Raw genomic sequence first — 23,787 nt, 5'->3', positions numbered from 1 at the left:
GTGGAACGCCGGCTGGTCAGTAGCGGACGGGCGCCTGGTAGTTGGCCAGCCAGTGCAGGATCGGTGCGGCCGACCGCGCGGCGGTCACGGAGTACACCTCTTCCTGTTGCAGCGCATATACCTGTGCATCGCCGAAGCCGCGGTCGATGCGGTCGCGGACGAAGGCAAGTTCGACGACGGCGGCGGCGAATGCCGCGACGGCCTTGCCCGCGGGCCGCCCACCGGCCAGCGTGGCCTGCTTGATCGCGCCGTGGCGGGTCTTCAACGACCCGAGCCAGGTGGCTTCGTTGTGGGTGATCAATCCGGCGGTGACCATGCCCGGCAGTTTGGCGGCCACCACGCGCTGTTCGCGTCGACGGCTGGTGACGGCCACCACGATCATCGTGACGAAGATCGGCACCATCCAGACCGCGTACACGACGAAGTAGGTTCCGGCGCCGACGAGCGAAGAACCGTTCCACAGCCCGTGCATGAACACCGCACCCAGGTAGCCGGCCAGGATGCACAGCGCCTTGGCGCCGGCGCTTCGTCGCTGCAGTGCGAAGTAGACCCCGATCGCGGTCATCGTGGTGAACAGCGAGTGGGCGAACGGCGCCATGATGAGGCGCATCGCCGCGGTGAGCAGCGATCCCGCCAGTGAATCGGCGCTGGAGATGTACATGATGTCTTCCAGCCAGGCGAAGCCGAGACCGACCAGGCCGGCGTACACCAGGCAGTCGGTCAACGAGTTGAGCTCGTTGCGGCGGCGTCCGGTCATCATGATCAGCAGGAACAGGCCCTTGGCGGCCTCTTCGATGAACGGTGCCCGGATCGCCACCGAGGCGAAACTGTGCGCCGATTCAGCCGAGTCGACACCGGGTGCCAACAAGGCATCGGTGAACAGGCTCAGCACGAGGGACAACACGACGGCGACGGCGGCACCCCAGCCGAAGGCCAGCAGCAGGAGGCGGGGTGGTTCCGGCTCCCAGCGGTCCAGCCACAGGTAGGCGAACACCGCGCCGGTCATCACGAGGCTGGACAGCGTGAACCCGATGATCGCGCCGGCCGGGTTGAGTGCGGTGAACAGCAGTACCAGCGCACCGATGACGACGCCGCAGGCGATGATCGCGGCCAGCGGGGCGCCGACCTTGCGGACCGGCCTGGGTAATGGAGCGGTGACCGGAAACCACTGGCGATGGGTCGGTCCGGGGGTCGGGTAGTACGCCACCTGCAGAGCGTAGCCGCGGGCCGGCTCGATTCCTGGCACAAATTCGGACGACGGTCCGGTGAGCCCGACTGCCCGGGCCGCGGGGGCGGTTTGTCCTGCGTGTGCCTGGTCGAGTACCCTCGTTACGTATCTGTGTGCACAGCTTGACACCGTCTGGTCACTGCCACGGATCAGCACGACCGCAATAAATGCTACAAAACTGTCCCTACTAGTAAACCTGTCCGGAGCAACCCACCACATGCCAAGTCCCTCCGTCACGTCCCCGCAAGTTGCCGTCAACGACATCGGCTCCGCGGAGGATTTCCTCGCCGCCATCGACAAGACCATCAAGTACTTCAACGATGGCGACATCGTCGAAGGGACCATCGTCAAGGTGGACCGCGACGAGGTTCTGCTCGATATCGGCTACAAGACCGAAGGTGTCATCCCTTCGCGCGAACTCTCCATCAAGCACGACGTCGACCCCAATGAGGTCGTTTCCGTGGGCGATGAGGTCGAGGCCCTCGTTCTCACCAAGGAGGACAAAGAAGGCCGCTTGATCCTGTCCAAGAAGCGCGCTCAGTACGAGCGCGCCTGGGGCACGATCGAGGAGCTCAAGGAGAAGGACGAGGCCGTCAAGGGCACCGTCATCGAGGTCGTCAAGGGCGGCCTGATCCTCGACATCGGTCTGCGCGGCTTCCTGCCCGCATCGCTGGTCGAGATGCGTCGTGTCCGCGATCTGCAGCCGTACATCGGCAAGGAGATCGAGGCCAAGATCATCGAGCTGGACAAGAACCGCAACAACGTGGTGCTGAGCCGCCGCGCTTGGCTGGAGCAGACCCAGTCCGAGGTCCGCAGCGAGTTCCTCAACCAGCTGCAGAAGGGTGCCATCCGCAAGGGTGTCGTCTCGTCGATCGTCAACTTCGGCGCCTTCGTCGATCTTGGCGGTGTCGACGGCCTGGTGCACGTCTCCGAGCTGTCCTGGAAGCACATCGATCACCCGTCCGAGGTGGTTCAGGTGGGCGACGAGGTCACCGTCGAGGTGCTCGACGTCGACATGGATCGCGAGCGGGTTTCGCTGTCGCTCAAGGCGACTCAGGAAGATCCGTGGCGTCACTTCGCCCGCACTCACGCGATCGGTCAGATCGTGCCGGGCAAGGTCACCAAGCTGGTGCCGTTCGGTGCGTTCGTCCGCGTCGAGGAGGGCATCGAGGGTCTGGTGCACATCTCGGAGCTGTCCGAGCGCCACGTCGAGGTCCCGGACCAGGTGGTCCAGGTCGGCGACGACGCGATGGTCAAGGTCATCGACATCGACCTGGAGCGTCGCCGGATCTCGCTGAGCCTCAAGCAGGCCAACGAGGACTACACCGAGGAGTTCGACCCGTCGAAGTACGGCATGGCCGACAGCTACGACGATCAGGGCAACTACATCTTCCCCGAGGGCTTCGACGCCGAGACCAACGAATGGCTCGAAGGCTTCGACAAGCAGCGGGAGGAGTGGGAGGCTCGCTACGCCGAGGCCGAGCGCCGGCACAAGATGCACACCACTCAGATGGAGAAGTTCGCCGCGGCCGAGGCCGAGGAAGCTGCCCGTCCGGTGTCCAACGGGTCCTCGCGGTCGGAGGAGTCCACCGGTGGCACGCTGGCCAGCGACGCACAGCTGGCCGCTCTGCGTGAGAAGCTCGCAGGCAACGCCTAACAAGTACGACAACGAACGCCCCGGCCCATTGGGTCGGGGCGTTCGTCGTTCCGGGGGCCTGACAGACTGTGGGGCGTGCTTCGCATCGGGTTAACCGGCGGTATCGGCGCCGGGAAGTCAACAGTGTCGGCCACATTCAGCGATCTCGGCGGCATCATCGTCGACGGCGACGTCATCGCACGTGAGGTGGTCGAGCCGGGAACCGAGGGACTGGCCAAGCTGGTCGCGGCGTTCGGCGATGGGATCCTGCTGCCCGAGGGGGCGTTGAACCGTCCTGCTCTGGCCACCGTCGCCTTCAGCGACGACGAGAAGCGGGCCACCTTGAACGGCATCGTGCATCCGCTGGTGGCGCACCGCCGATCGGAGCTCATTGCCGCGGCCCACGAAGACGCGGTGATCGTCGAGGACATCCCGCTGTTGGTGGAATCTCAGATGGCGCCGATGTTCCCGTTGGTCATCGTGGTCAACGCCGACCCGGAGCTACGCGTCAAGCGGCTCATCGAGTACCGCGGATTCACCGAGGAGGACGCCCGCGCCCGAATCGCCGCACAGGCCACCGAGGAGCAGCGCCGTGCCGTTGCCGATGTGTGGCTGGACAACTCGGGCAACCCCGGTGCAGTCGTCGAGCAGGCTCGGGCGCTGTGGCATGAGCGGATCCTGCCGTTCGCGCACAACCTGCAGATCCGACAGCCCGCCCGCCGCCACCCCGCCGTGGTGCCCTACGACCCGACCTGGCCGGACCAGGCCCGCCGGATCGTGGCGCGACTGAACACCGCATGCGGACACCGCGCGGTGCGCATCGACCACATCGGTTCGACCGCCGTGCCCGGGATGGATGCCAAGGATGTCATCGATGTGCAGGTGACGGTCGAGTCCCTCGCGGTCGCCGACGAACTCGCCGAAGCGCTGTTGACGGCCGGCTATCCGGTGGTGCCGGACATCACCGCCGACACCCCGCACGATGACGATCCGGCGGTGTGGCACAAGCGTTTCCACGCCTCGGCGGATCCGGGCCGACCCACCAATGTGCACATCCGGGTGGATGGTTGGCCCAACCAGCGGTTCGCTCTGATGTTTGTCGACTGGCTACGGGCGAACCCGGGTGTGCAGGCCGACTATCTGGCTGCCAAGCATGCCGCGCTCACGACACCGGACTACGCCGTGGCCAAAGAGCCGTGGTTCCTGGATGCCTACCACCGCGCCTGGAAGTGGGCGGACGCGACGGATTGGCGGCCCTAGCGCGGCCAATCCGCCGCGTCCGGTGGTTCAGGACAGCCGGACCCCGATGCGGCGCAGCAGCTTGGTGGCCGCGATGTATGCGGTCGCCCCGAACGGCCATTGCGAGACGATCCGCCCACTGCCGGCCTGGAAGTAGTTGTTGACCTGCGCCCAAACCGTTTTCGACAGCCGGTCCTGGATCCACTCGTTGTAGAGGGCGAATGCGGAGCGGCGGACCTCGATCGTGGTGGCGCCGGTCGCCGCCGCCCGGGCGATCAAGCTGGCAGTGAAGGCGGCCTGTGCCTCGTAGAAGGACACCAGCGGGATGGAGTTCGTGTTGGGTCCGTACATGATGAAGAAGTTGGGGAACTTCGGCACCATCATGCCCAGGAACGCCTCGGGCTCACCCTGCCACTGGTCGTGCAGTTCGGCGCCGCCGCGGCCGTGGACGCGGTAGTTGCCGAGATAGTTCGCGGCGTCGAATCCCGTTGCCAGCACGATGATGTCGAGGTCGTGCTCGTCGCCGTTGGCATCGACAGCTCCGGTCTTGGTGAGACCCTTGACCGCATGGGGGACAAGGGTCACCTTCGGACTGTGCAGCGAGGCGTAGTAGGTGTCGCTGACGACGGTGCGCCGGCCCTCGAAGGGGAACTTCGGGGTGGCCAGCTCCAGTAGATCCGGCCGGTCGCCGAGCTCGCGATTGAGGAACTCCACTGCGGCCTTGTGTTTGCGCCGGTTGGTGTGGCCGGTGGATTTGGCGTGACTGGAGCCGTACTGCCGGACGTCATAGCCCAGGTACAACTTCAGCCGCCGCCATGCGTAGACCGGTGCCAACCGGTTGAGTTGGCGCTGCAGCGGGGTGAAGTCGTGACTGTTCTTGGGCAGCAACCAGTTCGGCTCGATCTGGAAGATCTTGACCTCGGTCCCGACGCGTTCCGCCTCGGTGACCACCTGTACCGCTGACGAGCCGGTGCCGAGCACGCCGATCGACTTGCCGGCCATGTCCAGGCCGTCGATCCAGCGCGAGGTGTGGCAGATCGCGCCACCGAAGTCACCCTGCTCCCGGGCGAAGGGCGGGATCAGCGGGATGTTCAGGAAGCCCACGGCGCTGATCACCGCGGTGAATCGGCCGTGGTCGGTACCCGATTCGGTGCTGAGTGTGTACGTGTGGTCGGTGTCGGACCAGGTGACGTCCTCAACCTTCTCGCTGAACCGGATGCGCCGCGGTAGATCCCACTTCGTCGCGACATGGTTGAGGTACTCGCCGAGTTCTTGCCAGCCCGCATGGGTGCGGGTCCAGTCGTACCGCTCGTAGGAGAACGAGTAGATGTGCGATTCCAGGTCGACCTCGGCACCCGGATAGCGGTTGTGGTACCAGGTACCGCCGAGTGCTGGGGCCTGCTCGAAGATGACGAAGTCCTCGATGCCCTTCTTGCGCAAGGCGATCGCCGCGGCGATGCCGCTGAAGCCGGATCCGATTATTGCGACGCGCGGTTTTGCTGGCCGGCTCATCCTGTCTCCCGTCTAAAGAACTATAGGTCCAGTATTTAGACCAATAATGAGGTTGTCAATGCCCCACGGTCGGTTGGGGCGGTGGGTTTGGTTACTTGATCTGCGCGGTCCAGCCACCGTCGACGACGAGGTCGGTGGCGGTGACGAACGACGCGTCTTCGGACAGCAGAAACGCTATGGCGCCGGCGATTTCGTCGGGCATGCCGAGGCGCCGAAGTGGTGTCCGGTTTTCCATATCGGCCCGGCGGGCCGCATTGTCGACGTAGAGGTAGTCGATCATCGGGGTGAGGATCGCCCCGGGGCAGACCGTGTTGACCCGGATGCCTTCCGGCGCGAGTTGCAGGGCCAGGGCCCGGGTCAGCGACACCACCGCGGCTTTGCTCACCTGGTAGGCGTCCAGCGGGGAGTCCATACCGCGGATACCCGCGGTGCTGGCGACGTTGACGACGCTCTTGCCGGTGCCGCGACGCAGATGCTCGACGGCGGCCCTGGTGACCTTGCGCAGGCCGTGCAGGTTCACCCCGAGGGTGATGTCCCAGACGGACTCGTCGATGTCGAGCATGGAGCCGTCCCGGTCGAACAGGGCCACCCCGGCGGCATTCACCAGGTAGTCCAGCCCCTGACCGTCCAGCCGGCCGAACAACTCTTCTGGATCCCCGTTGAGGAGGTCGAACGCGACGTAGTCGACCTCCGGTGGCAGGGCAGCTGCCCGCTCACCGAGGTCGCTGGCGATGACATGCACCCCGTCGGCCACCAACCGGGCCACGGTGGCCGAGCCCATGCCGCCGCAGGCGCCGGTGACAACCGCGGTGCGCGTCATCGGGCCGGCTGCTCGGTCAGCGCCAGTGCGTCGGCCAGCCGCTGCCCGGCGAAGGTCATGGCGGGGGTGGCGGTCGGGAACACCTCGTCGAGACCGAAGAATCCGTGCACCATGCCCGGTGTCCGGTGACTGCAAACCGCTACCCCGGCGGCACGCAGCGCGCTTTCGTACAGCTCGCCCTGCGGGCGGATCGGATCGCATTCGGCCAGGACGATGGTGGCGGCGGGGAGTCCGGACAGGTCGGCGTCGAGGACGTTGACCCGCGGGTCCGACGCGGCGTCCGCACCGGGCAGGTAATTGTCCTGATGCCATTGCAGCTCATCGCGTTCGAGCATCACGCCGTCGTATTCGGGGTCCATACCGCGGACCAGGTCGGTGGTGGTGACGGGGTAGACCAGCAGCTGATGGCGCAGCACCGGGTCCCCGGCGTCGCGGTAGTGCAGCGCGACCGCCGCCGCGAGATTGCCGCCCGCGCTGTCGCCGGCCACCGCGATCCGGCTGACATCGACGCCGAGTCCGGACTGCGGGTTGCGGGCCCATTCGACGGCGTCGATCGCGTCGTTGACGGCGGTGGGGAAGCGTGCTTCGGGGCCGCGCCGGTAGCCGACCGAAAGCACGGCACTGCCCGAGGCATTGGCCAGCAGCCGGGTGGCGGCGTCATGGGAGTCCACGCTGCCCAGCAGCCAGCCGCCGCCGTGGTAGTACACCGTCAGGGGCAGGTCGGCGGCATCCGTGGGCAGATAGAGCCGGCCGGGGATGCCTACGCCGTCACGGGTTCCGATGGTGAGGTCCACGACGCGGTGCACGGCGGGTTTGGCCAGTGCGGCGAAGGTGTTCTCGAAGTTCTCCCGGGCGGTGGGCACCGGCAGCAGGTGGGCGTTGGGGCGGCCGGAGGCCTTGGAGTCGTCGAGCATCTTCTGGGCGATGGGGTCGATCGGCATGGTTCTCCTGTGTGTCGGTGGGTTGGCGTACTAGACGCGTTCGTAGTAGCGGCGGGACTCCCAATCGGTCACGGTGTGGGAGTCGAAGGCCTCCAATTCGCTTTGGGCAGAGGCCAAGAGGTGCTCGAAGACCTCGTCGCCGAAGGCCGCGCGGGCCATCTTGCTCTCGGCGAACAGGTCGATGGAGCGGTGCAACGAGGTGGGCACGGTGCGGATGTCGTCGCCGGTCCAGGCATTCCCGTTGAAGATCTCGGGAACGGCCATCTCATGATCCAGCCCGTCGAGGCCCGCCGCGATGGTGGCGGCGTAGGCGTAGTAGGGGTTGACGTCGGCGCCCGGGATCCGGTTCTCGACCCGGTACGACGGACCGGAGCCGACCAACCGGAACGCGCACGAACGATTGTCCTCGCCCAGCGCAATGGCGGTCCCGGCGAACTGGTCGGGCTGGAATCGCTTGTAGGAGTTGATGGTCGGCGCGAACATCAGACTGATCTCGGCCGCGTGATGCAACTGGCCCGCGACGAACGAGCCGAACCGTTGCGACATCCCGTGCCGGTCGTCGGCCCAGCACAGCGGCTCGGAGCCGTCGGCGGACCACAGGCTGACGTGGAGGTGACAGGACGAGCCGACCTCGTCGATCTTGGGCTTGGCCATGAAGGTGACCGTCAGATCGGCCGCGTGTGCCAGCTGCTTGACGCCGTACTTGAACAGGACGTGCCGATCGGCCATCTCCAGCGCGTCGCAGTAGTCGAGGGTGACCTCCTGCTGCCCCAAACCCCACTCGGGCTTCGAGGACTCCACGGACACACCGAATTCCGGCATCTGGTTGCGGATCCGCTCGATGAACCAGTCGTCACGCGCGGACTGGATCATCTGATAGTCCGAGCGGTAGTCCGACATCATCTTGAGGTTCTGATAGCCCAGCTCCCAGGCCTGCCTCGGCGGCGTGGCGGCCAGATAGAACTCGAGCTCGGAGGCGAACTTGAACGACAGCCCGTGCTGCCGGGCCCGGGCCAGCTGGTTGCGCAGGATGGTGCGCGGTGCCACGGCGAGCGGCTCGTCGGAGTCCATGGGATAGGCGTCGCAGATCACCAGGGCGGCCGACGGCTCCCACGGGACCCTGCGCAGCGTCGCCAGATCCGGAACCAGCCGGATGTCCACCCAGCCGTTGTCGGCGTTGGACACCGGAAGGTCCAGCGGGTTCATCTCCAGATCGACCCCGAAGATGAAGCTGCTGGCGTTGACGCCGCTGCCCTGCAGGCCCAGGCTCCGGAAGGCCGGAATGGTCAGCCGCTTGCCGACCAGGCGCCCGTAGGGGTCGGGCGCGGCGCAGATCACCGTGGTGATCTCGCCGGCGGCGGCCAGCTCCTCGAACCGGTCGAGGGTCAACACGGATGGCGTGGTGCTCATTGGTGCTCCAGGTGTCGATGCAGTTCCCATGTGGTGATCGTGGTGCGCAACCACTGTTCATAGCGTTCCATCTCGGCTCGCCGGGTGGCGGCGAAGGAGGTGCAGAACGTCTTGCCCAGCAGGTCAGCCGCCCAGGCGGAGTTCTCGAACTGGGCCAGCGCGCTGCCCAGGTCCCCGGGCAGCTCGGCAGGTTCGGCGTCGGGGTCCGGTAGCGGGAGCTCGCTGGTCAGACCGTGCAGACCGGCGGCCAGCAGTGCGGCCCCGACGACATAAGGGTTGGCGTCGGCGCCGGGCCTGCGGTGCTCGACCCGGGCCGATTTCCGGTTGGGAAGCAGAACGCGGGCAGCGGTGCTGCGGTCGTCGTAACCCCAGGTGGCGGCGGTGGGGGTGAACATCTCCGGGTCGATGCGCTTATAGGAGTTGATATTCGGGTTGAGCATGAGCACGGTGTCGGCCATTCCGTCCAGCAGCCCGGCGAGGTAGTGGCTGCCCTCGGCGGACAGTGACCCCGACGGATCGGCGAAGATATTGACCCCGTCGCGGTTCAGGCTGGAATGTACGTGTCCGCCGGCCCCCGACTTGTCGGCGAAGGGCTTGGCCATGAAGCTCGCGTGCATGCCACGCTCGGCGCACAGGTCACGCAGATATTGGCGGGCTCGCACGGCGTTGTCGGCGGCCTGGACAGCGGGTGCGGGGGCCAGGGTGAACTCGAAGAATCCGGGACCGAGTTCGGTGTGGAACATCTCCACTTCGATGCCGACCTGGTCCATCCGGTTGATGAACTCTGTTGCCAGACTGTGTATCTCGGCACCTCGGGTGAGGCTGTAGGCGTTCTCGGTGCGGCCGCGGGGCGTGAAACCGGGCAGCAGGGCCGTGGGGGAGTCGCCGGCCTCGAAGATCCACATCTCGTACTCGAAGCCAAGCACCGGGTCCAGATCAAGGTCGCCGTAGCGGTCGACGAGACTACCCAGCACGGCTCGGGGCGACAGATCGAGCGGCCGGCGGTCGGCGTCGACGAGTTCAGCGATCACCGCGTCGGTCCCGGGTCGCCAGGGCAGCGCGATGCGAGTGGATTCATCGGGGACCAGCAGTGCGTCGGGATAGCCGTTGGCCGCGTTGCTGAACGGGGTATCGGTGACGTCGTCGGTGAGAGACAGCCCGTACACGATCGTGCAGAACGCCAGGCCCGACGAGCCGTAGGTCTTGGTCGAACGGATCAGCTTGCCGCGCAGTCCCAGATCGTAATCGGCGACCTCGAGCTGCGTCGTTGCCACGGTGTCAGTCATGCTGCGTACTCCTGATACTCGTTGTCGGGCTCGGTCGCACCGCTGGGTCGCGGCCGACCCGGCGGTAGACGTGGTCGGGTACGTCGGCGGGATCGTGGTAGACCCACCACGTGCACGAGGTCGCCGGCCGCTCAGGCGTCCATGTCGGCGGGTCGATGACCCGGGTGGGGTAGCCCAGCCGATCGATCGGCATCACCTCGTTCAGCTGGCAGCAGTGCACGCAGTACGAACAGATGCCGACGGTGTTCCAGGCCCAGTCGTGCGGCTCGGTGGTGACGGCGTATTCGAACGGGGCGCCGGACCGCGGGACGCCATCGGTGATGCGGCCGTCCAGCGCCCGGCCGCCCGATCCGCAGGGAGCGAAGCGGAAACCGGTGCGGCCGGGTTCCTCGATCAGCTCGATGTCGCCCTGGCGGCCCGTTCCGGTCAGGTGCGCGTGGAAACCGTCGACAATCGCCACCATCAGCTGGTGCGCCGAGTCAGTCCACGGTTGGTTGTCCAATGAGTAACGGCGGGCATGGATTTCGTACCAGTCACCCATCAGGAAGTCCCACAGCTGCCCGAGAGAGGATTCGCCGACCAGCTTGACCGCGATGTCGACCATGCCGGCCACCCGGTCCACGGCCCGGTCATGGATCTGCTGCCACACCCGTCGCGCGGACTCGATCAGATCGCCGGCGGCGGGATCCTGATCCCGGCAGGCGCCGGCAGCCCGGGCGACGGCGTCGGTGTAGTCCGGCCACTCGGCCCCGATTCCGGCCATCGCCCGAGGCCCGACCAGACCGGCGAGCCGGGCCACCGCGGCATCCAGGTCGGTCTGGGCGACCCGGTGGTCGAGGATCCACTGCGATGTGGCCTCGGGCCAGCGGTCGTAGATGTCGCGCAGTTCGTCGGCTTCGACGGCCGAGACCTCGACGAGTTGCGCCGCGGCCTCCCAATCCTGGCGCTGCACATGCTCGATGGCGGTGCGGAAGGTGCCGCGGGCCAACTCGGCCCAGCTTCCGGCGCGGGCATTGCGGCGAAGCGAGGGTTCGTAGAATACGACCGCCGGTTTCGGGGACGGGGCGTTCACGTCAGTTCGAACCCGCCGTCGACCCGCAGGTCGGACCCGGTGATGTAGGTCGCCTGGTCGCTGAGCAGAAAGGCTGCGGCCGAGGCGATCTCGTCCGGCCTCGCGAATCGGCCGGCCGGCACGCGTGTTGCCAGTGTCGGCGGCAGACTGCTCGTGTCGCCGTGGGTGGCGGCCATCGGCGTCGCCACGAAACCGGGGGAGACGCTGTTTACCCGAACTCCGTCGGCCGCCAGCGCGCGGGCACTGGTCTGGGTGAGCATCCGCAATCCGGCCTTGGATGCGGCGTACTGAGGCGTGGGGTCCGGGTCGGACAGCGCGATCACCCGGTGCGCTTCGATCGAGGTGATGTTGACGACGGCACCGGCGCCGCCGGCCCGCAGCGACGGGGTCAGGGCATCGATCAGGTTGTAGGCACCGATCAGGTTGACCTCCAGACAGCGGGTCCACTGCTCGCGGGTCACCCCGGTGAACCCGGTGTTGTCGATGATGCCCGCACAGTTGACCAGGTAGCTGATGGCTGTGGTGTCGACGCCGCGGGCCTGCAGCACCGCCACCACGCCGGGGTCGCGGACGTCGGCGGCGCAGCAGACCTGTAGGTCCTCGCCGTAGCGCGGGTCCGGGTCGGGTTGGCGGATGTCCAGCCGGATGGTCCGGATCCCGGCGGACATGAGCGTGGCTGCGGTGGCGGCTCCGATGCCTGATGCGGCGCCGGTGACCACCGCGTTGGCGCCGCTGTAGGTCAACGTCGTTGATCTACCGAGAAACGAATCACGCAGGATCCCAGCGCAATTCACCAAACCGGCCACCGTCTCACCATCGGCGATCACCGAACCCACCGCCTCGGCCACACTGCCACGGTCGGAAACATCCATCGCCACCGCGAGGGCGCCGTCGAGGCCCGCCTCGTGGAGGTCGAGTTCGTCGACGGCAGGTTTCAGATCCGCTGCCACGGGCACATAGTCGCTCTGCAGCAGGCGTCGGCAGATCGCTTGTCCGATCACGCCGGCGCCGCCCGTGACGATCACCTTGTTAGTCAATCCACGATCCCTTCGAGTGGTCAGCTGCCCTGGACTGCACCAAGTTTCATGCCAAAAGGCCTAAAGGTCAAGTATTTAGGACTTTAAAAATCCAATGGTCTATTGGGCAAGGCAAATACATTCGGCTGCCGGGGGTGGTGGGGTAGCGTTGGTGCACCAGAAGGGGGTACGCATGTCAGCAACCAAGTCAGCTTTGGGTCCGGTCCGCCAGATTCCGGCCCATGAGCTGGTCGTCGACCAGATGCGCCGGGCCCTGGAGCTCGGGCAGTTCCGTCCTGGTGACCGGTTGCCAACCGAACGTGAACTCTCCGACATGCTCGACGTCTCCCGCACCACCGTGCGCACTGCCGTCGGTGTGCTGGAACGCGAGGGGTTGATCGCGGTCCGGCGCGGACGGGGCGGTGGCTTCACCGTTCAGGCGCCGGTGTACGACCCGGCTGAGATGCGCCGGGAGATGCGCCGCAACAAGCGTGAGGTCCGCGATGCGTTCGACTACCGAATCATCGTCGAGACCGGTGCCACCCGGCTGGCCGCCGACCGCCGTCGTGCCACCGATCTGACCGAGCTCTACAAGCTGCTCAACGGGATGCAGTCCGCACTGCAGACCGCGATGGACGACCAGTCGGCTCAGCACACCACCGACTTCCAAACCCTGGACTCGGCATTTCACCTCGGTATCGCGCAGGCCGCACAGAACGACCGCCTGCTGGACGCCGTCGCGGATGCGCGCCGCAGGATGTGGCTGCCGGTCGGTGCGATCTTCGGACGCCTGGAACCCAACGCCAACGACTATCACGAGTCGATCCTCGAGGCGATCGACAACCGGGACCCGGAGTTGGCCGCCGCACGGATGGAGGCCCACATCAACGACACCCGGCATACCGTCGAGTCGTGGCTCAAGCGCTGACCCGTTCTCTGAGGAATGGGTGCGCTCGGTGCGACCCGATGGAGGGGTGGGTCGCACCGAGCGCTCGCCTGCGTCACCGGGCTGGGGGGCAATCCGGTTCGCAGGCGGGTTCGTGATCGTCGAAGATGGTGCTGCCGATGCGCTCGTACAGCTCCGGACGCGCCTTGCGTAGATACAGGGCCACCGCCATCGACCCGGCGAACAGCCCTACGACGAGATAGGGAATGGCCTTGAAGAACAACGTATCTGAGGCAGCGCCCGCGGCGGCCTGCATGTTCGAGGCCATCAGATAGATCACGTAGACCATGCCGAGGCCACCGATGATCGGGGCCAGTAGGGTCCGCCACCAGCTGGCCGTCTCGGGATGCTGCTTCTTGACGTGGAAGTAGATCACGGTCGCGATCGAACACATGGTCTGCACGATCAGCAACAGCAGCGTGGCCAGGATCGCCACCAGTACGAACAGGTCTGCGTAGGGGTCGGATCGGGTGAGTGAGCAGATGGCCACCAGCACCGCCGCGAACACGGTCTGGGTCAGCGAGGCTATCCACGGCGAGGCATGTTTGGGATGCGCCTCTCCGAGCCGGTGCCAGAACAGACGGTCACGGCCGAATGCGAACAGGTAGCGGGCCGCGGAGTTGTGGATGGCCAAGGCGCAGGCGAACGACCCGCCGACCACCAGCCACTCGAAAACCGTTACCGCCCAGGGGCCCAGATACTGTTCGGTGGGCGCGTAGAGCAGGTCGAACGGGGTTGGCCCGGATGCGAGTTCGACTGCCTTGGCCGGACCGTTGCCGACCACGACGCCCCAGGAGATGAAGGTGTAGAACACGCCGATGCCGATCACGGCGATCATGGTGGCCCTCGGCACGATGCGCTTCGGGTCCTTGGACTCCTCGCCGTAGATGGCCGTCGATTCGAATCCGACCCATGACCAGAACGCCATCAGCAGACCGAGTCCGACCACGCCGCCGGCCACTCCGTTCGTGTTGAGCGCGGTCAGCGGGCTGAGCGAGGTGAAGCTCATGCCGTCGGGATGATGGGCCAGCCCGGCGACGGCGGTGAGCGTCAGCATGCCGATCTCGCACACCAGCACGACACCGAGAACCTTTGCCGCTACCGAGATGTCGAAATGCGACAGCGCCGCGATGGCGATCAGGGCCACCACGGCGTAGATCTCCCACGGCAGGTCGAGCCCGAACTGGGCGGTGAACGCCTGATCCGCGAATGCGGAGAAGATCCCGACGAGGCCGGCCTCCATGGTCATGTAGGTGACCATGGGCATGACGCCGGCGGCCAGGCCGGGAACCTTGGACCAGGCCCTGGACACGAAGGTGTAGAACGCGCCTGCGGCCGTGATGTGACGGGCCAGCGCGACGAACCCGATGCTGAAGATGGACAGGACGATCGTGGCGATCACAAACCCGCCCGGCGCGCCCAGTCCGTTGCCGAATCCTACTGCGACAGGAAGGTTCCCGGTCATCGCCGTGATGGGCGCGGAGAACGCGACCACCATGAACACCACCCCGGCCAGACCGATTGCTCCACGTTTCAACGTGGCCGGCCGCTGCCCGGGCGCGGAGTCTGATGCTCCGGTTCCCTGGTCGTAGCTGACTGCCATCACCACCTGCCTTTCAAATCGATTGTCGGGAGACTATGAGCGAAAAGGTCTAAAGACAAGACCCATAGACCTAAAGTGTTGACGCGTGACATAACGTTTACACGAGCGGATTTCGGCGCGGACCGTTTTGGTCTAAAAAGTAGTGATTTAACTCATCGGCACCCGGCAAGCCCGGGGCAGGAGGTGGTGCATGCCCGCGACGCGACTGTTCCAGGCTTCTGAACAGCAGCTGCGAGAGCACCTGCACGCGGCCCGGATGCACGGGTGCCGAGCCGCGTCGTCCGGAACGGTGAGTCGTCAGGTGCCCGCCCTGGCGGAGGTCTCCGCGACCAGATTCGCGATGGCCGTCGCCACGGTCGACGGCGCCGAGGCTCACGTCGGCGAATCCGGTGTCGGGTTCTCCATCCAGAGCTTGTCGAAGCTGTTCGCGCTGTGCGCGCTGCTGCGGCACGAACCCGACGCCTGGTCTGCGGTGGGTTGGGGCCCGTCGGATGCCGGATACGGCTCGGTCGCCGACCTCGAGCACAACCAGTGGCGGCCGCGGAATCCGTTCGTGAATTCTGGCGCGCTGGTGGTGACCGACCGGCTGTTGATGCACAGCGGCGACGCGGTGGCCGCGACGGTTGAGCTACTCGGCGGCCCAACCGTCGCGGCATCGGACCTTCGGGTCGCGCAGTCCGAGACCGCGACCGATCACCGAAATTCGGCGATCGCCCATGTCCTGGCCGAGCACGGCCGGTTGATCAATCCGATCGATGTGTTGCTGCCGCAGTATTTTGCGCAGTGCGCGATCACCGCGTCGGTGCGGACTCTGGCGCGTGCCGCACTGTTCCTCGCCGACCGGGACGGGGACTCGGCGGTGCTGGATCCGGAGACCGTCCGTCGAGTGAACGCTGTGCTGCTGATGTCCGGGATGTACGGGGCGGCAGGCGATATCGCCTACCGAATCGGCCTACCGGCCAAGAGCGGCATCGGCGGCGGGGTGCTGGCGGTCATGCCTGGCCGTGGCACGGTGTGCGTGTGGAGCCCACCGCTGGACAGCGCCGGAAACTCGGCGGGCGGGGTCGCTGCCATCGAGGAGTTCGCGCGCCGTGCCGGTTGGTCGGTGTTCTGAGCCGTCGGGTCCTAGGTGGCCGGTGGGGCGGGTTCCGCGGGTGGCGGGACTGCGGGGTCTCCCGGCGCCAAATCGGCGGGAGCGGTGCCCGCCGGCGCGGTGTCGATGACATTGCCCGGAACCTGGGTGTTCAACGGGGCGCCACAGGGCAGGCTGCCGTAGTTGGGATCATCCTTCGGGCGGGTCAGCCGCGGTGCGACGAAGGTGTCGGCCTGGGCGACCACCTGGTCGTCCACGAGGATCTCGCAGTGCAGGTTCGCCGAGTACGGCCAGTCGATGCGCACCGCCATTCCGGCCGCCTCCGGATTCGACACCACGCCGGTGGCTTCGAAGATCCGGCCCGGCAGCATGGACGGGTCGGCGGTGTTGATGTTGGCGTCGTCGATCTTGTAGGCGATGGTCGCGTTGCGCGACACCCCGTCGATCCTGGCGCGGTAGGTGACGTTGTGTAGCTGCTGGTCGGGCAGCGGCTCGACCTGAGGCGGTGCCTCCGGGTCGGCCTGTGCCGCAGCGGGAATCAACAGTGCGCCGGTGAGCAGTCCTGCCAGCGCGGGGAGGGCTCCCCAGACGTACTTAGCTGAACTCATGAATCCCGACCTTACGCGCCTCGCCACGTGAGGGCCATTCCGTTGCCGGACAGCCACCGGTCTAGCTCATAGCCGCAGCTCGCCAGCCCCTCGATGGCGGTGGCCGCGGTTTGCACCGCCTGCTCGCCGATCTCCGGGCTCAGCAGACCGTGCCGCACCGCGGTGAGCAACTCGTCGACGTCGCACAGCTCGACGCCGCGTCCGGTGCGGATCACCAGGTCGAGGTAGTGGTCCTCGGAATGCCACCTGGTCGGGCCGGCGGTATAGCTGCCGATGTCGAGGTAGAAGTCCTGGTCACGCTCGTGGCCGGGGTTGAAATGGAACACGGTGGCCCGCAGCCCGAGCGAGGGCAGCAGCCACGATTCCAGGTAGTGGAACTGGGCCCGGCCGGGCGTCGGCCGGGCCATGTACAGGCCCCAGGGCTCGACCGTGTAGACATCGACCGCCCGCACGATGCCTTTTGGGTCGGTGTTCGTGCGGGCGACCAGGTCGAATGTCTCGTGTTTGGGCGGGTGGATGGGCCAAGCCTACGCGGGGAGCGAACGCGGGCGGAAGTTGTCGGTGCGCAGTTCTACGCTGGTGAGCATGGCCTTCGCGACCGAACACCCCGTGCTCGCGCATTCGGAGTACCGGGCTGTCGATGAGATCGTCCGCACCGGTGCCCGGTTCGAGGTGGTCAGTGAGTACGACCCGGCCGGTGACCAGCCGGCCGCGATCGACGAACTGGAGCGCCGGATCAGGGCCGGCGAGCGTGATGTCGTGCTGCTCGGCGCCACCGGCACCGGCAAGTCGGCCACCACCGCATGGCTGATCGAGCGGCTGCAGCGGCCCACGCTGGTGATGGCACCGAACAAGACGCTGGCTGCCCAGCTTGCCAACGAGCTGCGGGAGATGTTGCCGCACAACGCCGTTGAGTACTTCGTCTCGTACTACGACTACTACCAGCCCGAGGCGTACATCGCCCAGACGGATACCTACATCGAGAAGGACAGCTCGATCAACGACGACGTCGAGCGGTTGCGGCACTCGGCGACGTCGAGTCTGCTGTCCCGGCGCGACGTGGTCGTGGTGGCCTCGGTGTCCTGCATCTACGGCCTGGGCACACCGCAGTCCTACCTCGACCGTTCGGTCGAGCTGGAGGTCGGTCAGGAGGTGCCGCGCGACGGGTTGCTGCGGCTGCTGGTGGATGTCCAGTACAACCGCAACGACGTGGCGTTCACCCGTGGCACGTTCCGGGTGCGTGGGGACACCGTCGAGATCATCCCGTCGTACGAGGAGCTCGCGGTGCGCATCGAGTTCTTCGGCGACGAGATCGAGGCGCTGTACTACCTGCACCCGCTGACCGGCGACATCGTCCGCCAGGTCGACTCGCTGCGGATCTTCCCGGCCACGCACTACGTGGCGGGCCCAGAACGGATGGAACACGCGATCTCGACGATCGAGGCCGAGCTTGAGGCGCGGCTGGCGGAGCTGGAGGGGCAGGGCAAGCTGCTGGAGGCCCAGCGGCTGCGCATGCGCACCAACTACGACGTCGAGATGATGAAGCAGGTCGGGTTCTGCTCGGGCATCGAGAACTACTCACGCCACATCGACGCCCGCCCGGCCGGCTCGGCACCCGCGACGCTGATCGACTACTTCCCCGAGGACTTCCTGCTCGTCATCGACGAGTCCCACGTGACGGTGCCCCAGATCGGCGGCATGTACGAAGGGGACATGTCGCGTAAGCGCAACCTGGTGGATTTCGGCTTCCGGCTGCCGTCGGCCGTCGACAACCGGCCGCTGACCTGGGAGGAGTTCGCCGACCGGATCGGGCAGACGGTGTACCTGTCGGCGACCCCGGGCTCGTACGAGATCAGCCAGGCCGGCGGCGAGTTCGTCGAGCAGGTGATCCGCCCGACCGGTCTGGTCGACCCGCAGGTGGTGGTGAAGCCGACGAAGGGCCAGATCGACGACCTGATCGGCGAGATCCGCGCCCGGACCGAGCGCGACGAGCGCGTGTTGGTGACGACGCTGACCAAGAAGATGGCCGAGGACCTCACCGACTATCTGCTGGAGCTCGGCATCAAGGTCCGGTACCTGCATTCAGAGGTCGACACACTGCGACGGGTCGAGTTGCTGCGGCAGCTGCGGCTCGGCGAGTACGACGTGCTGGTCGGTATCAACCTGCTGCGTGAGGGTCTGGATCTTCCCGAGGTGTCGCTGGTGGCGATCCTCGATGCCGACAAGGAAGGTTTCCTGCGCTCCACGCGCAGCCTGATCCAGACCATCGGTCGCGCGGCCCGCAACGTGTCCGGCGAAGTGCACATGTACGCCGACAAGATCACCGACTCGATGCGGGATGCGATCGACGAGACCGAACGCCGTCGCGCCAAGCAGATCGCCTACAACGAGGCCAACGGGATCGACCCGCAGCCGCTGCGGAAGAAGATCGCCGACATCCTCGACCAGGTGTACCGCGAGGCCGACGATACTGAGTCGGTTGAGATCGGTGGCTCGGGACGCAACGCCTCGCGGGGCCGGCGCGCTCAGGGTGAACCCGGGCGCGCGGTCAGTGCCGGCATCGTGGAGGGCCGAGACACCGCCAACATGCCGCGCGCCGAATTGGCCGATCTGATCAAAGATCTGACCGAGCAGATGATGACTGCCGCGCGGGATCTACAGTTCGAGCTGGCGGCGCGGATCCGCGACGAGATCCAGGACCTGAAGAAGGAATTGCGGGGGATGGACGCGGCCGGCCTGAAGTGATCCGGAAGTGCCGCAAGCCGGGTGCGCGAATGATCGCCGGGAGATCAGCCGGCCGACCGCGGGTTGACGAGACCCGATTCGTAGGCGACTACCACGGCCTGGGCGCGGTCGCGCAGTGAGAGTTTCGCAAACACGTTGCCGACGTGCGTCTTCACCGTATGTTCCGTGACGAAAAGGCGATCTGCGATCTCCGTGTTCGACAGCCCTTTGGCGATGAGTTCGAGTACTTCCTGTTCCCGTGGCGTCAGTGTTGACAGCTCCCGGCTCCATGGCCGCGGTGTCGAACGGCGCTGGGCGATGTCGGCGATGAGACGGCGCGTCACGCTCGGCGCGAGGAGCGCGTCGCCGGCATCCACGATTCGCACCGCGCGGATCAGATCGTCGGCGGGTGCGTCCTTCAACAGGAATCCGCTGGCGCCGGCGCCGAGCGCTTCGTACACGTACTCGTCGATGTCGAATGTGGTGAGCATGAGCACTCGCACCGGTGGCGTCACGGTCATCGACAGGATTTCGCGCGCGGCGTCCAGGCCATTCATCTCCGGCATGCGGACGTCCATCAAGACCACATCGGGCCGCAGCCGTTTCACTTCGGAGACAGCGACGCGTCCGTTCGGTGCATCGCCGATCACGCTCATATCAGGCTGTGCAGCCAGCAGTGCCCCAAATCCCTGACGCACCATTGCCTGATCGTCGGCGATGAAGACCTTGATCGTCCGCGTCACAGCGCTCCCGGTGTCGTACGGATAGCCGCAGGAATATGAGCCCGAACCTCGAATCCGCCGTCGGGCCGGGTTTGTGCGTCAACACTGCCACCCATCGCAGCCGCCCGCTCGCGCATGCCGGCGATACCGTGCCCGCCAGAGGAATTCCCGCTTGATCCCGGCACTGCAGCCGGCCCATTGCTCACCGTCACCGCCGTGGCGTCGGGCCCGTGCTCCATCGTCACCGTGACCGGTGCGCCGGGGCAATGTCGGACCGCGTTGGCAAGTGACTCCTGCACAATCCGGTAGACGGCGACCCCGGACAGCTCGGAGATCGGCGGCGGATCCCCGGAAATGTTGAGGGACACATCAACTCCCGCGCTACGGCTGTTTTCGACCAGTTCCGTGACTCCCGCGACTCCGGGCTGCGGGCTCAGTTCTGTCGCGTCATCGTCGCTGCGCAGAACGCCGAGCACGGCCCGTATCTCATTGAGGCTGGCGCGTACGTTGGCCCCGATCGCGTCGAGCTCTGCCTTGGTTTCCTCGGTGACCGAGGTGAGGCGGTACGGTGCGCTCTGCGCCTGCACCACGACAATCGACATGTGGTGTGCGATGACATCGTGCAGGTCGCGTGCGATCCGCGCCCGCTCCTCGAGGACAGAGCGGCGTGCTCGCTCCAACTCGTTGGTCCGGCGTTGACTGGCGAGCTGTCGTCGAGACACCAACAGTCCGCGAATCAGCAACCCGATCAGCACGACCACGGTGATCCCGCCGGCGAAACCCGCACCTGTCTGGCCGGCGGCGTTCACCAGAAGCAGCAGACACGTCGACGACCAGGCCAGCAGGACCGCTGGAAGGCGGCAACGGACGGCTACTGCGAACAGCAAGGCCACCAGCACCAACAGATGAACCATCTGCCAGGGGAAGGCACCGTCGGTCGACGGATACACGAGCGGGATCGCCAACCCGGCCACTGCCGATATCGTCCAACCGAGAACGGGATTTGACCGAATGGCAACCAGCGGAAGTGCTGCCAGCGCGGCAATGACAGGTTGGACACCAGATGACACCGCATAGGTTGCATCAACAGTCGACCAAGCCATGACGAACAGAAACGTCGACATCGCGTACACGATCGCGCTGAGTATCCGATCGAGGCGTGATCGCTTCATGCTTGCCACACCTAGGACTGTAGGAAGTGCGGACCGGTGTGTCCTCATACTCTGGGATGAATCGCGCGGCCTGTTCTCAGTGCCTGGGCCACGTCTCGCGGCGACCGTAGGTGACCCGGCGGAGTGCCCATTCGATCGGACCGTATCGGTGTCGACGCGCCCACATCCGGCTACCGATGAGCTGAAGGCCGTAGACAGCCGCCGCTATGACCAGCACCTGCCAGTTCGTCAGTTGCCCGACCAGGGCGAAGCCGTATCCGGTGAAGATCACCGAGGCGATCACCGATTGGCATATGTAGTTGGTGGCCGCGAACTTCCCCGCCGCCCCGAAAGTACCAACCAGCCTGGGGCTGTTGTGAGCGAGCCGAAGGATCGTCGCCGCATACGCTGCGGCGAGCGGGAGATCGAGAAGTGCGGTGACCCCGGCCAGTTGCGGCTTGTCCACGATCGCCATCAGCAGTGAGACCGGTGCGGCGATGCCGAATCCGATCCATTGAAACCTGCGTAACAGCGGCAGATATCTGTCCGGCGTCTCGAGGAGTCGAGCCTTACCGGCGGCGAAGCCCACGAGGAACAAAGGCAGGACGTTGAGGAGCCCGAAGATCAGAAACAGGTCGAACCGCTCGAAGAAGGCCTCCCATCGATAGGACGCGGCGGTGAGCCAGCCCGCTCGGAGGCTCGCGGCCGCACGATCGTCGACGACTTCAGCCGACGGTGCGAACATGCCGTGCACGGTCAGCGCGAGGGCGAAGGTTCCATACAGGATCACTGCGCACCGGATCGCCCCAGCGGGTCGAATTCTGTTCAGAGTCAACAGGATCAATCCGAGGATCCCGTAGCCGAACAGTACGTCGCCGTCGAAGAAGAAAGCGATGTGGACCAGGCCGATAGCCATCAACGCCAGACAGCGGCGCAGCGTACGCAGTCGAGCGTCGGCGCCGTCGCGTTCGGCCGAGCGAAATTGCAGAGTCAGCGAGTAGCCGAACAGAAATGAGAACAGAACGTAGAACTTGTCGAAGAAGAACGCGGTCAGCAAGGTGCGGACGGGCCCTGCGGAAAGCCCGGAGGGATTCGACATCACCGCGATGTTCACGATGAGTATTCCGCCCAGTGCGAAGCCGCGGAGGACGTCGAGGGCCGCTATCCGTGGCACCACGTCCACGCTTCGTTGGCTGGTCATGGCGCGACGGTAGGACCAGGCAGCCCCGCGACGGATCGCTCCAAGGTCTGACAAGTGGCATTTCGACGCTCCTACCACGGGGTGATGCGTCGATGAGGAAGCTCGGCACCACCCCGGGTTGACCTCAACAGCGGTTCAGCTTCTAGCGTCGTCGATGTGACCGATACCGTGACGCCCGAGACCGGGACCTGGCGGCAATTGTTGGGTGCCCGTCATCTGGGCGCCTCTACCGTGTTGGCCGGCGGTGTGCTGCTGTATGCCACCAACGAATTCCTGACGATCAGCCTGCTTCCCAGTGCGGTGGCCGACATCGGCGGTCAGCGGTTCTACGCCTGGGTGACGACGGTGTACCTGGTCGCCTCGGTGATCGCCGCCACCACGGTCCATTCGACGCTGATGCGGCTGGGGCCCCGGAGGGCATATCTGTTGGGGCTCACGGTGTTCGGTGCCGGAAGCCTGGGCTGCGCGCTGGCGCCGAGCATGGAGGTGCTGCTCGCCGGGCGCACCGTGCAGGGCTTCGCCGGCGGCCTGCTGGCCGGCCTGGGGTATGCGGTGATCAACACCGCGCTGCCGAATACGTTGTGGACCAAGGCCTCTGCGCTGGTATCGGCGATGTGGGGGGTCGGCACCTTGATCGGCCCGGCGGCGGGCGGGCTGTTCGCGCAATTCGGGCACTGGCGGTGGGCCTTCGGCGTGCTCGTTGTGCTGACGGTCGCCATGGCCGCTCTGGTACCCGTCGCGCTTCCTGGCCGCAACGGTGCAGCATCGGCCCCGACACCCGGCATTCCGGTGCGGTCGCTGACCTTGTTGGGCGCGGCGGCCATGGCCGTGAGCGTGGCCGGTATCCCGCACGACTGGCGGGCCACGGCAGCACTGCTCGTGCTCGGGGTGGTGCTGGTGGCCCGGTTCCTGTTCGTCGACCGTCGCGCCGGGGCATCGGTCTTGCCGCCCAGCACATTCGGCCCGGGTCCGCTCAAGTGGATCTACCTGAGCCTCGGCGTGTTGATGGCCGCCACCATGGTCGACATGTACGTGCCGCTGTTCGGTCAACGGCTGGCGCACCTGACGCCGGTGATGGCCGGATTCTTCGCTGCGGTGCTCTCGGTGGGCTGGACGGCGGGGGAGATCGTGAGTGCGTCGCTGCAGAACCGGCGGGTGATCGTGCGCACGGTGGCGTTCGCGCCCGTCGTGATGGCGATCGGCCTGGCGGCCGGGGCGGTGTTGATCCGGGACGGGATGGCGCCGTGGCTGGTGGCCATGTGGGCGGCGGCGCTGGTGGTCACCGGCACCGGTATCGGTATCGCCTGGCCCCATCTGTCCGCGTGGGCGATGAGCAGCGTGGACGATCCAGATGAGGGGCCGGCCGCCGCGGCGGCGATCAACACCGTGCAACTGATCTGCGGGGCGTTCGGAGCGGGTTTGGCGGGGGTCGTCGTCAACCTCAGCGACAGTGCAGATGCGGTGCCGGCGCGTTGGCTTTTCGCCGCATTCGCGGTGCTCGCAGCGGTCGGGGTGGTCGCCTCATTCCGGTCCTTCCGGGTTGATTCACCGCAGGAGCGATGACTTTCGGTGTTGGCGC

Annotated in this window: 20 protein-coding genes; 6 read left to right on the top strand and 14 right to left on the bottom strand. The window is 66.3% G+C overall.

Going from position 1 to position 23,787, the window contains the following annotated elements; translation table 11 throughout:
- Positions 1-16 precede the first annotated feature (16 nt).
- A complete protein-coding gene (locus EYZ64_RS18365; RefSeq protein ID WP_135455449.1) occupies positions 17-1,207 on the bottom strand; it encodes a PrsW family intramembrane metalloprotease in 1,191 nt (396 codons plus the stop codon).
- Between the two features lie 238 nt (positions 1,208-1,445).
- Between EYZ64_RS18365 and rpsA the strand changes: the two genes are divergently transcribed.
- Entirely contained in the window at positions 1,446-2,885 is a 1,440-nt protein-coding gene (rpsA, locus tag EYZ64_RS18360; protein WP_135455447.1) for a 30S ribosomal protein S1, read from the top strand.
- Positions 2,886-2,960: 75 nt separating this feature from the next.
- The gene (gene coaE, locus EYZ64_RS18355) at positions 2,961-4,124 is read left to right on the top strand and encodes a dephospho-CoA kinase (protein WP_135455445.1); all 1,164 of its coding nucleotides are present in this window, start codon (positions 2,961-2,963) and stop codon (positions 4,122-4,124) included.
- Positions 4,125-4,151: 27 nt separating this feature from the next.
- Here coaE and EYZ64_RS18350 read toward each other — a convergent pair whose 3' ends face one another.
- The 7 genes from EYZ64_RS18350 to EYZ64_RS18320 all read right to left on the bottom strand — a co-directional run bounded on the left by EYZ64_RS18350 (position 4,152) and on the right by EYZ64_RS18320 (position 12,181).
- The gene (locus EYZ64_RS18350; protein ID WP_135455444.1) at positions 4,152-5,615 is read right to left on the bottom strand and encodes a flavin-containing monooxygenase; all 1,464 of its coding nucleotides are present in this window, start codon (positions 5,613-5,615) and stop codon (positions 4,152-4,154) included.
- A gap of 91 nt (positions 5,616-5,706) precedes the next feature.
- A complete protein-coding gene (locus EYZ64_RS18345) occupies positions 5,707-6,435 on the bottom strand; it encodes an SDR family NAD(P)-dependent oxidoreductase (RefSeq protein WP_135455442.1) in 729 nt (242 codons plus the stop codon).
- Positions 6,432-7,376: an alpha/beta hydrolase gene (locus tag EYZ64_RS18340; RefSeq protein ID WP_135455440.1), complete on the bottom strand. Its 945-nt coding sequence runs from the start codon at positions 7,374-7,376 to the stop codon at positions 6,432-6,434. Before EYZ64_RS18340 ends, EYZ64_RS18345 begins: the two co-directional genes overlap by 4 nt.
- 30 nt (positions 7,377-7,406) lie before the next feature.
- Complete coding sequence (locus EYZ64_RS18335; protein WP_135455438.1) at positions 7,407-8,786, bottom strand: glutamine synthetase family protein; 1,380 nt, start codon at positions 8,784-8,786, stop codon at positions 7,407-7,409.
- Positions 8,783-10,072, bottom strand: coding sequence for a glutamine synthetase family protein (locus EYZ64_RS18330; protein WP_135455436.1), 1,290 nt, complete (start codon positions 10,070-10,072; stop codon positions 8,783-8,785). The genes EYZ64_RS18335 and EYZ64_RS18330 overlap by 4 nt, the downstream gene beginning before the upstream one ends.
- Complete coding sequence (locus tag EYZ64_RS18325) at positions 10,065-11,144, bottom strand: hypothetical protein (RefSeq protein ID WP_135455433.1); 1,080 nt, start codon at positions 11,142-11,144, stop codon at positions 10,065-10,067. Before EYZ64_RS18325 ends, EYZ64_RS18330 begins: the two co-directional genes overlap by 8 nt.
- Entirely contained in the window at positions 11,141-12,181 is a 1,041-nt protein-coding gene (locus EYZ64_RS18320; protein ID WP_286175055.1) for an SDR family NAD(P)-dependent oxidoreductase, read from the bottom strand. The genes EYZ64_RS18325 and EYZ64_RS18320 overlap by 4 nt, the downstream gene beginning before the upstream one ends.
- Positions 12,182-12,353: 172 nt before the next feature.
- Here EYZ64_RS18320 and EYZ64_RS18315 point away from each other — a divergent pair, with 172 nt between their 5' ends.
- Positions 12,354-13,088, top strand: a complete 735-nt coding sequence (locus tag EYZ64_RS18315) for a FadR/GntR family transcriptional regulator (RefSeq protein ID WP_135455432.1) — start codon at positions 12,354-12,356, stop codon at positions 13,086-13,088.
- A 73-nt stretch (positions 13,089-13,161) separates the two neighbouring features.
- Here the strand turns inward: EYZ64_RS18315 and EYZ64_RS18310 are convergent, their stop codons facing one another.
- Positions 13,162-14,709, bottom strand: a complete 1,548-nt coding sequence (locus tag EYZ64_RS18310) for an APC family permease (protein WP_210115531.1) — start codon at positions 14,707-14,709, stop codon at positions 13,162-13,164.
- 190 nt (positions 14,710-14,899) lie between these two features.
- Here EYZ64_RS18310 and glsA point away from each other — a divergent pair, with 190 nt between their 5' ends.
- A complete protein-coding gene (gene glsA / locus EYZ64_RS18305) occupies positions 14,900-15,823 on the top strand; it encodes a glutaminase A (RefSeq protein WP_210115530.1) in 924 nt (307 codons plus the stop codon).
- A gap of 11 nt (positions 15,824-15,834) precedes the next feature.
- Here the strand turns inward: glsA and EYZ64_RS18300 are convergent, their stop codons facing one another.
- Together EYZ64_RS18300 and EYZ64_RS18295 are read right to left on the bottom strand one after the other, a co-directional pair.
- Positions 15,835-16,410, bottom strand: coding sequence for a hypothetical protein (locus tag EYZ64_RS18300; protein ID WP_135455428.1), 576 nt, complete (start codon positions 16,408-16,410; stop codon positions 15,835-15,837).
- A gap of 11 nt (positions 16,411-16,421) precedes the next feature.
- Positions 16,422-16,928 (bottom strand): ribonuclease FAU-1 family protein, encoded by a 507-nt coding sequence (locus EYZ64_RS18295; RefSeq protein WP_210115671.1) that lies wholly within the window; start codon positions 16,926-16,928, stop codon positions 16,422-16,424.
- A gap of 67 nt (positions 16,929-16,995) precedes the next feature.
- On the opposite strand from EYZ64_RS18295, the gene uvrB reads away from it, so the two are divergent.
- Positions 16,996-19,155, top strand: a complete 2,160-nt coding sequence (gene uvrB, locus EYZ64_RS18285) for an excinuclease ABC subunit UvrB (protein WP_135455424.1) — start codon at positions 16,996-16,998, stop codon at positions 19,153-19,155.
- A gap of 44 nt (positions 19,156-19,199) precedes the next feature.
- Here the strand turns inward: uvrB and EYZ64_RS18280 are convergent, their stop codons facing one another.
- The 3 genes from EYZ64_RS18280 to EYZ64_RS18270 all read right to left on the bottom strand — a co-directional run bounded on the left by EYZ64_RS18280 (position 19,200) and on the right by EYZ64_RS18270 (position 22,208).
- Positions 19,200-19,877 carry a response regulator gene (locus EYZ64_RS18280; protein ID WP_286175054.1) on the bottom strand — a complete coding sequence of 226 codons (678 nt, stop codon included), beginning with the start codon at positions 19,875-19,877 and terminating at the stop codon, positions 19,200-19,202.
- Entirely contained in the window at positions 19,874-21,028 is a 1,155-nt protein-coding gene (locus EYZ64_RS18275; RefSeq protein ID WP_286175053.1) for a sensor histidine kinase, read from the bottom strand. Before EYZ64_RS18275 ends, EYZ64_RS18280 begins: the two co-directional genes overlap by 4 nt.
- Before the next feature lie 76 nt (positions 21,029-21,104).
- Positions 21,105-22,208 (bottom strand): DUF418 domain-containing protein, encoded by a 1,104-nt coding sequence (locus tag EYZ64_RS18270; protein WP_135455420.1) that lies wholly within the window; start codon positions 22,206-22,208, stop codon positions 21,105-21,107.
- Between the two features lie 156 nt (positions 22,209-22,364).
- On the opposite strand from EYZ64_RS18270, the gene EYZ64_RS18265 reads away from it, so the two are divergent.
- Positions 22,365-23,771 carry an MFS transporter gene (locus EYZ64_RS18265; protein WP_135455418.1) on the top strand — a complete coding sequence of 469 codons (1,407 nt, stop codon included), beginning with the start codon at positions 22,365-22,367 and terminating at the stop codon, positions 23,769-23,771.
- Positions 23,772-23,787: the final 16 nt, after the last annotated feature.

The sequence above is a fragment of the Mycobacterium sp. DL99 genome, assembly GCF_004762045.1.
Taxonomy (GTDB): Bacteria; Actinomycetota; Actinomycetes; order Mycobacteriales; family Mycobacteriaceae; genus Mycobacterium.
The sequence above is the reverse complement of the archived record's forward strand: the minus strand, read 5'-3'. Positions and strand labels throughout refer to the sequence as shown.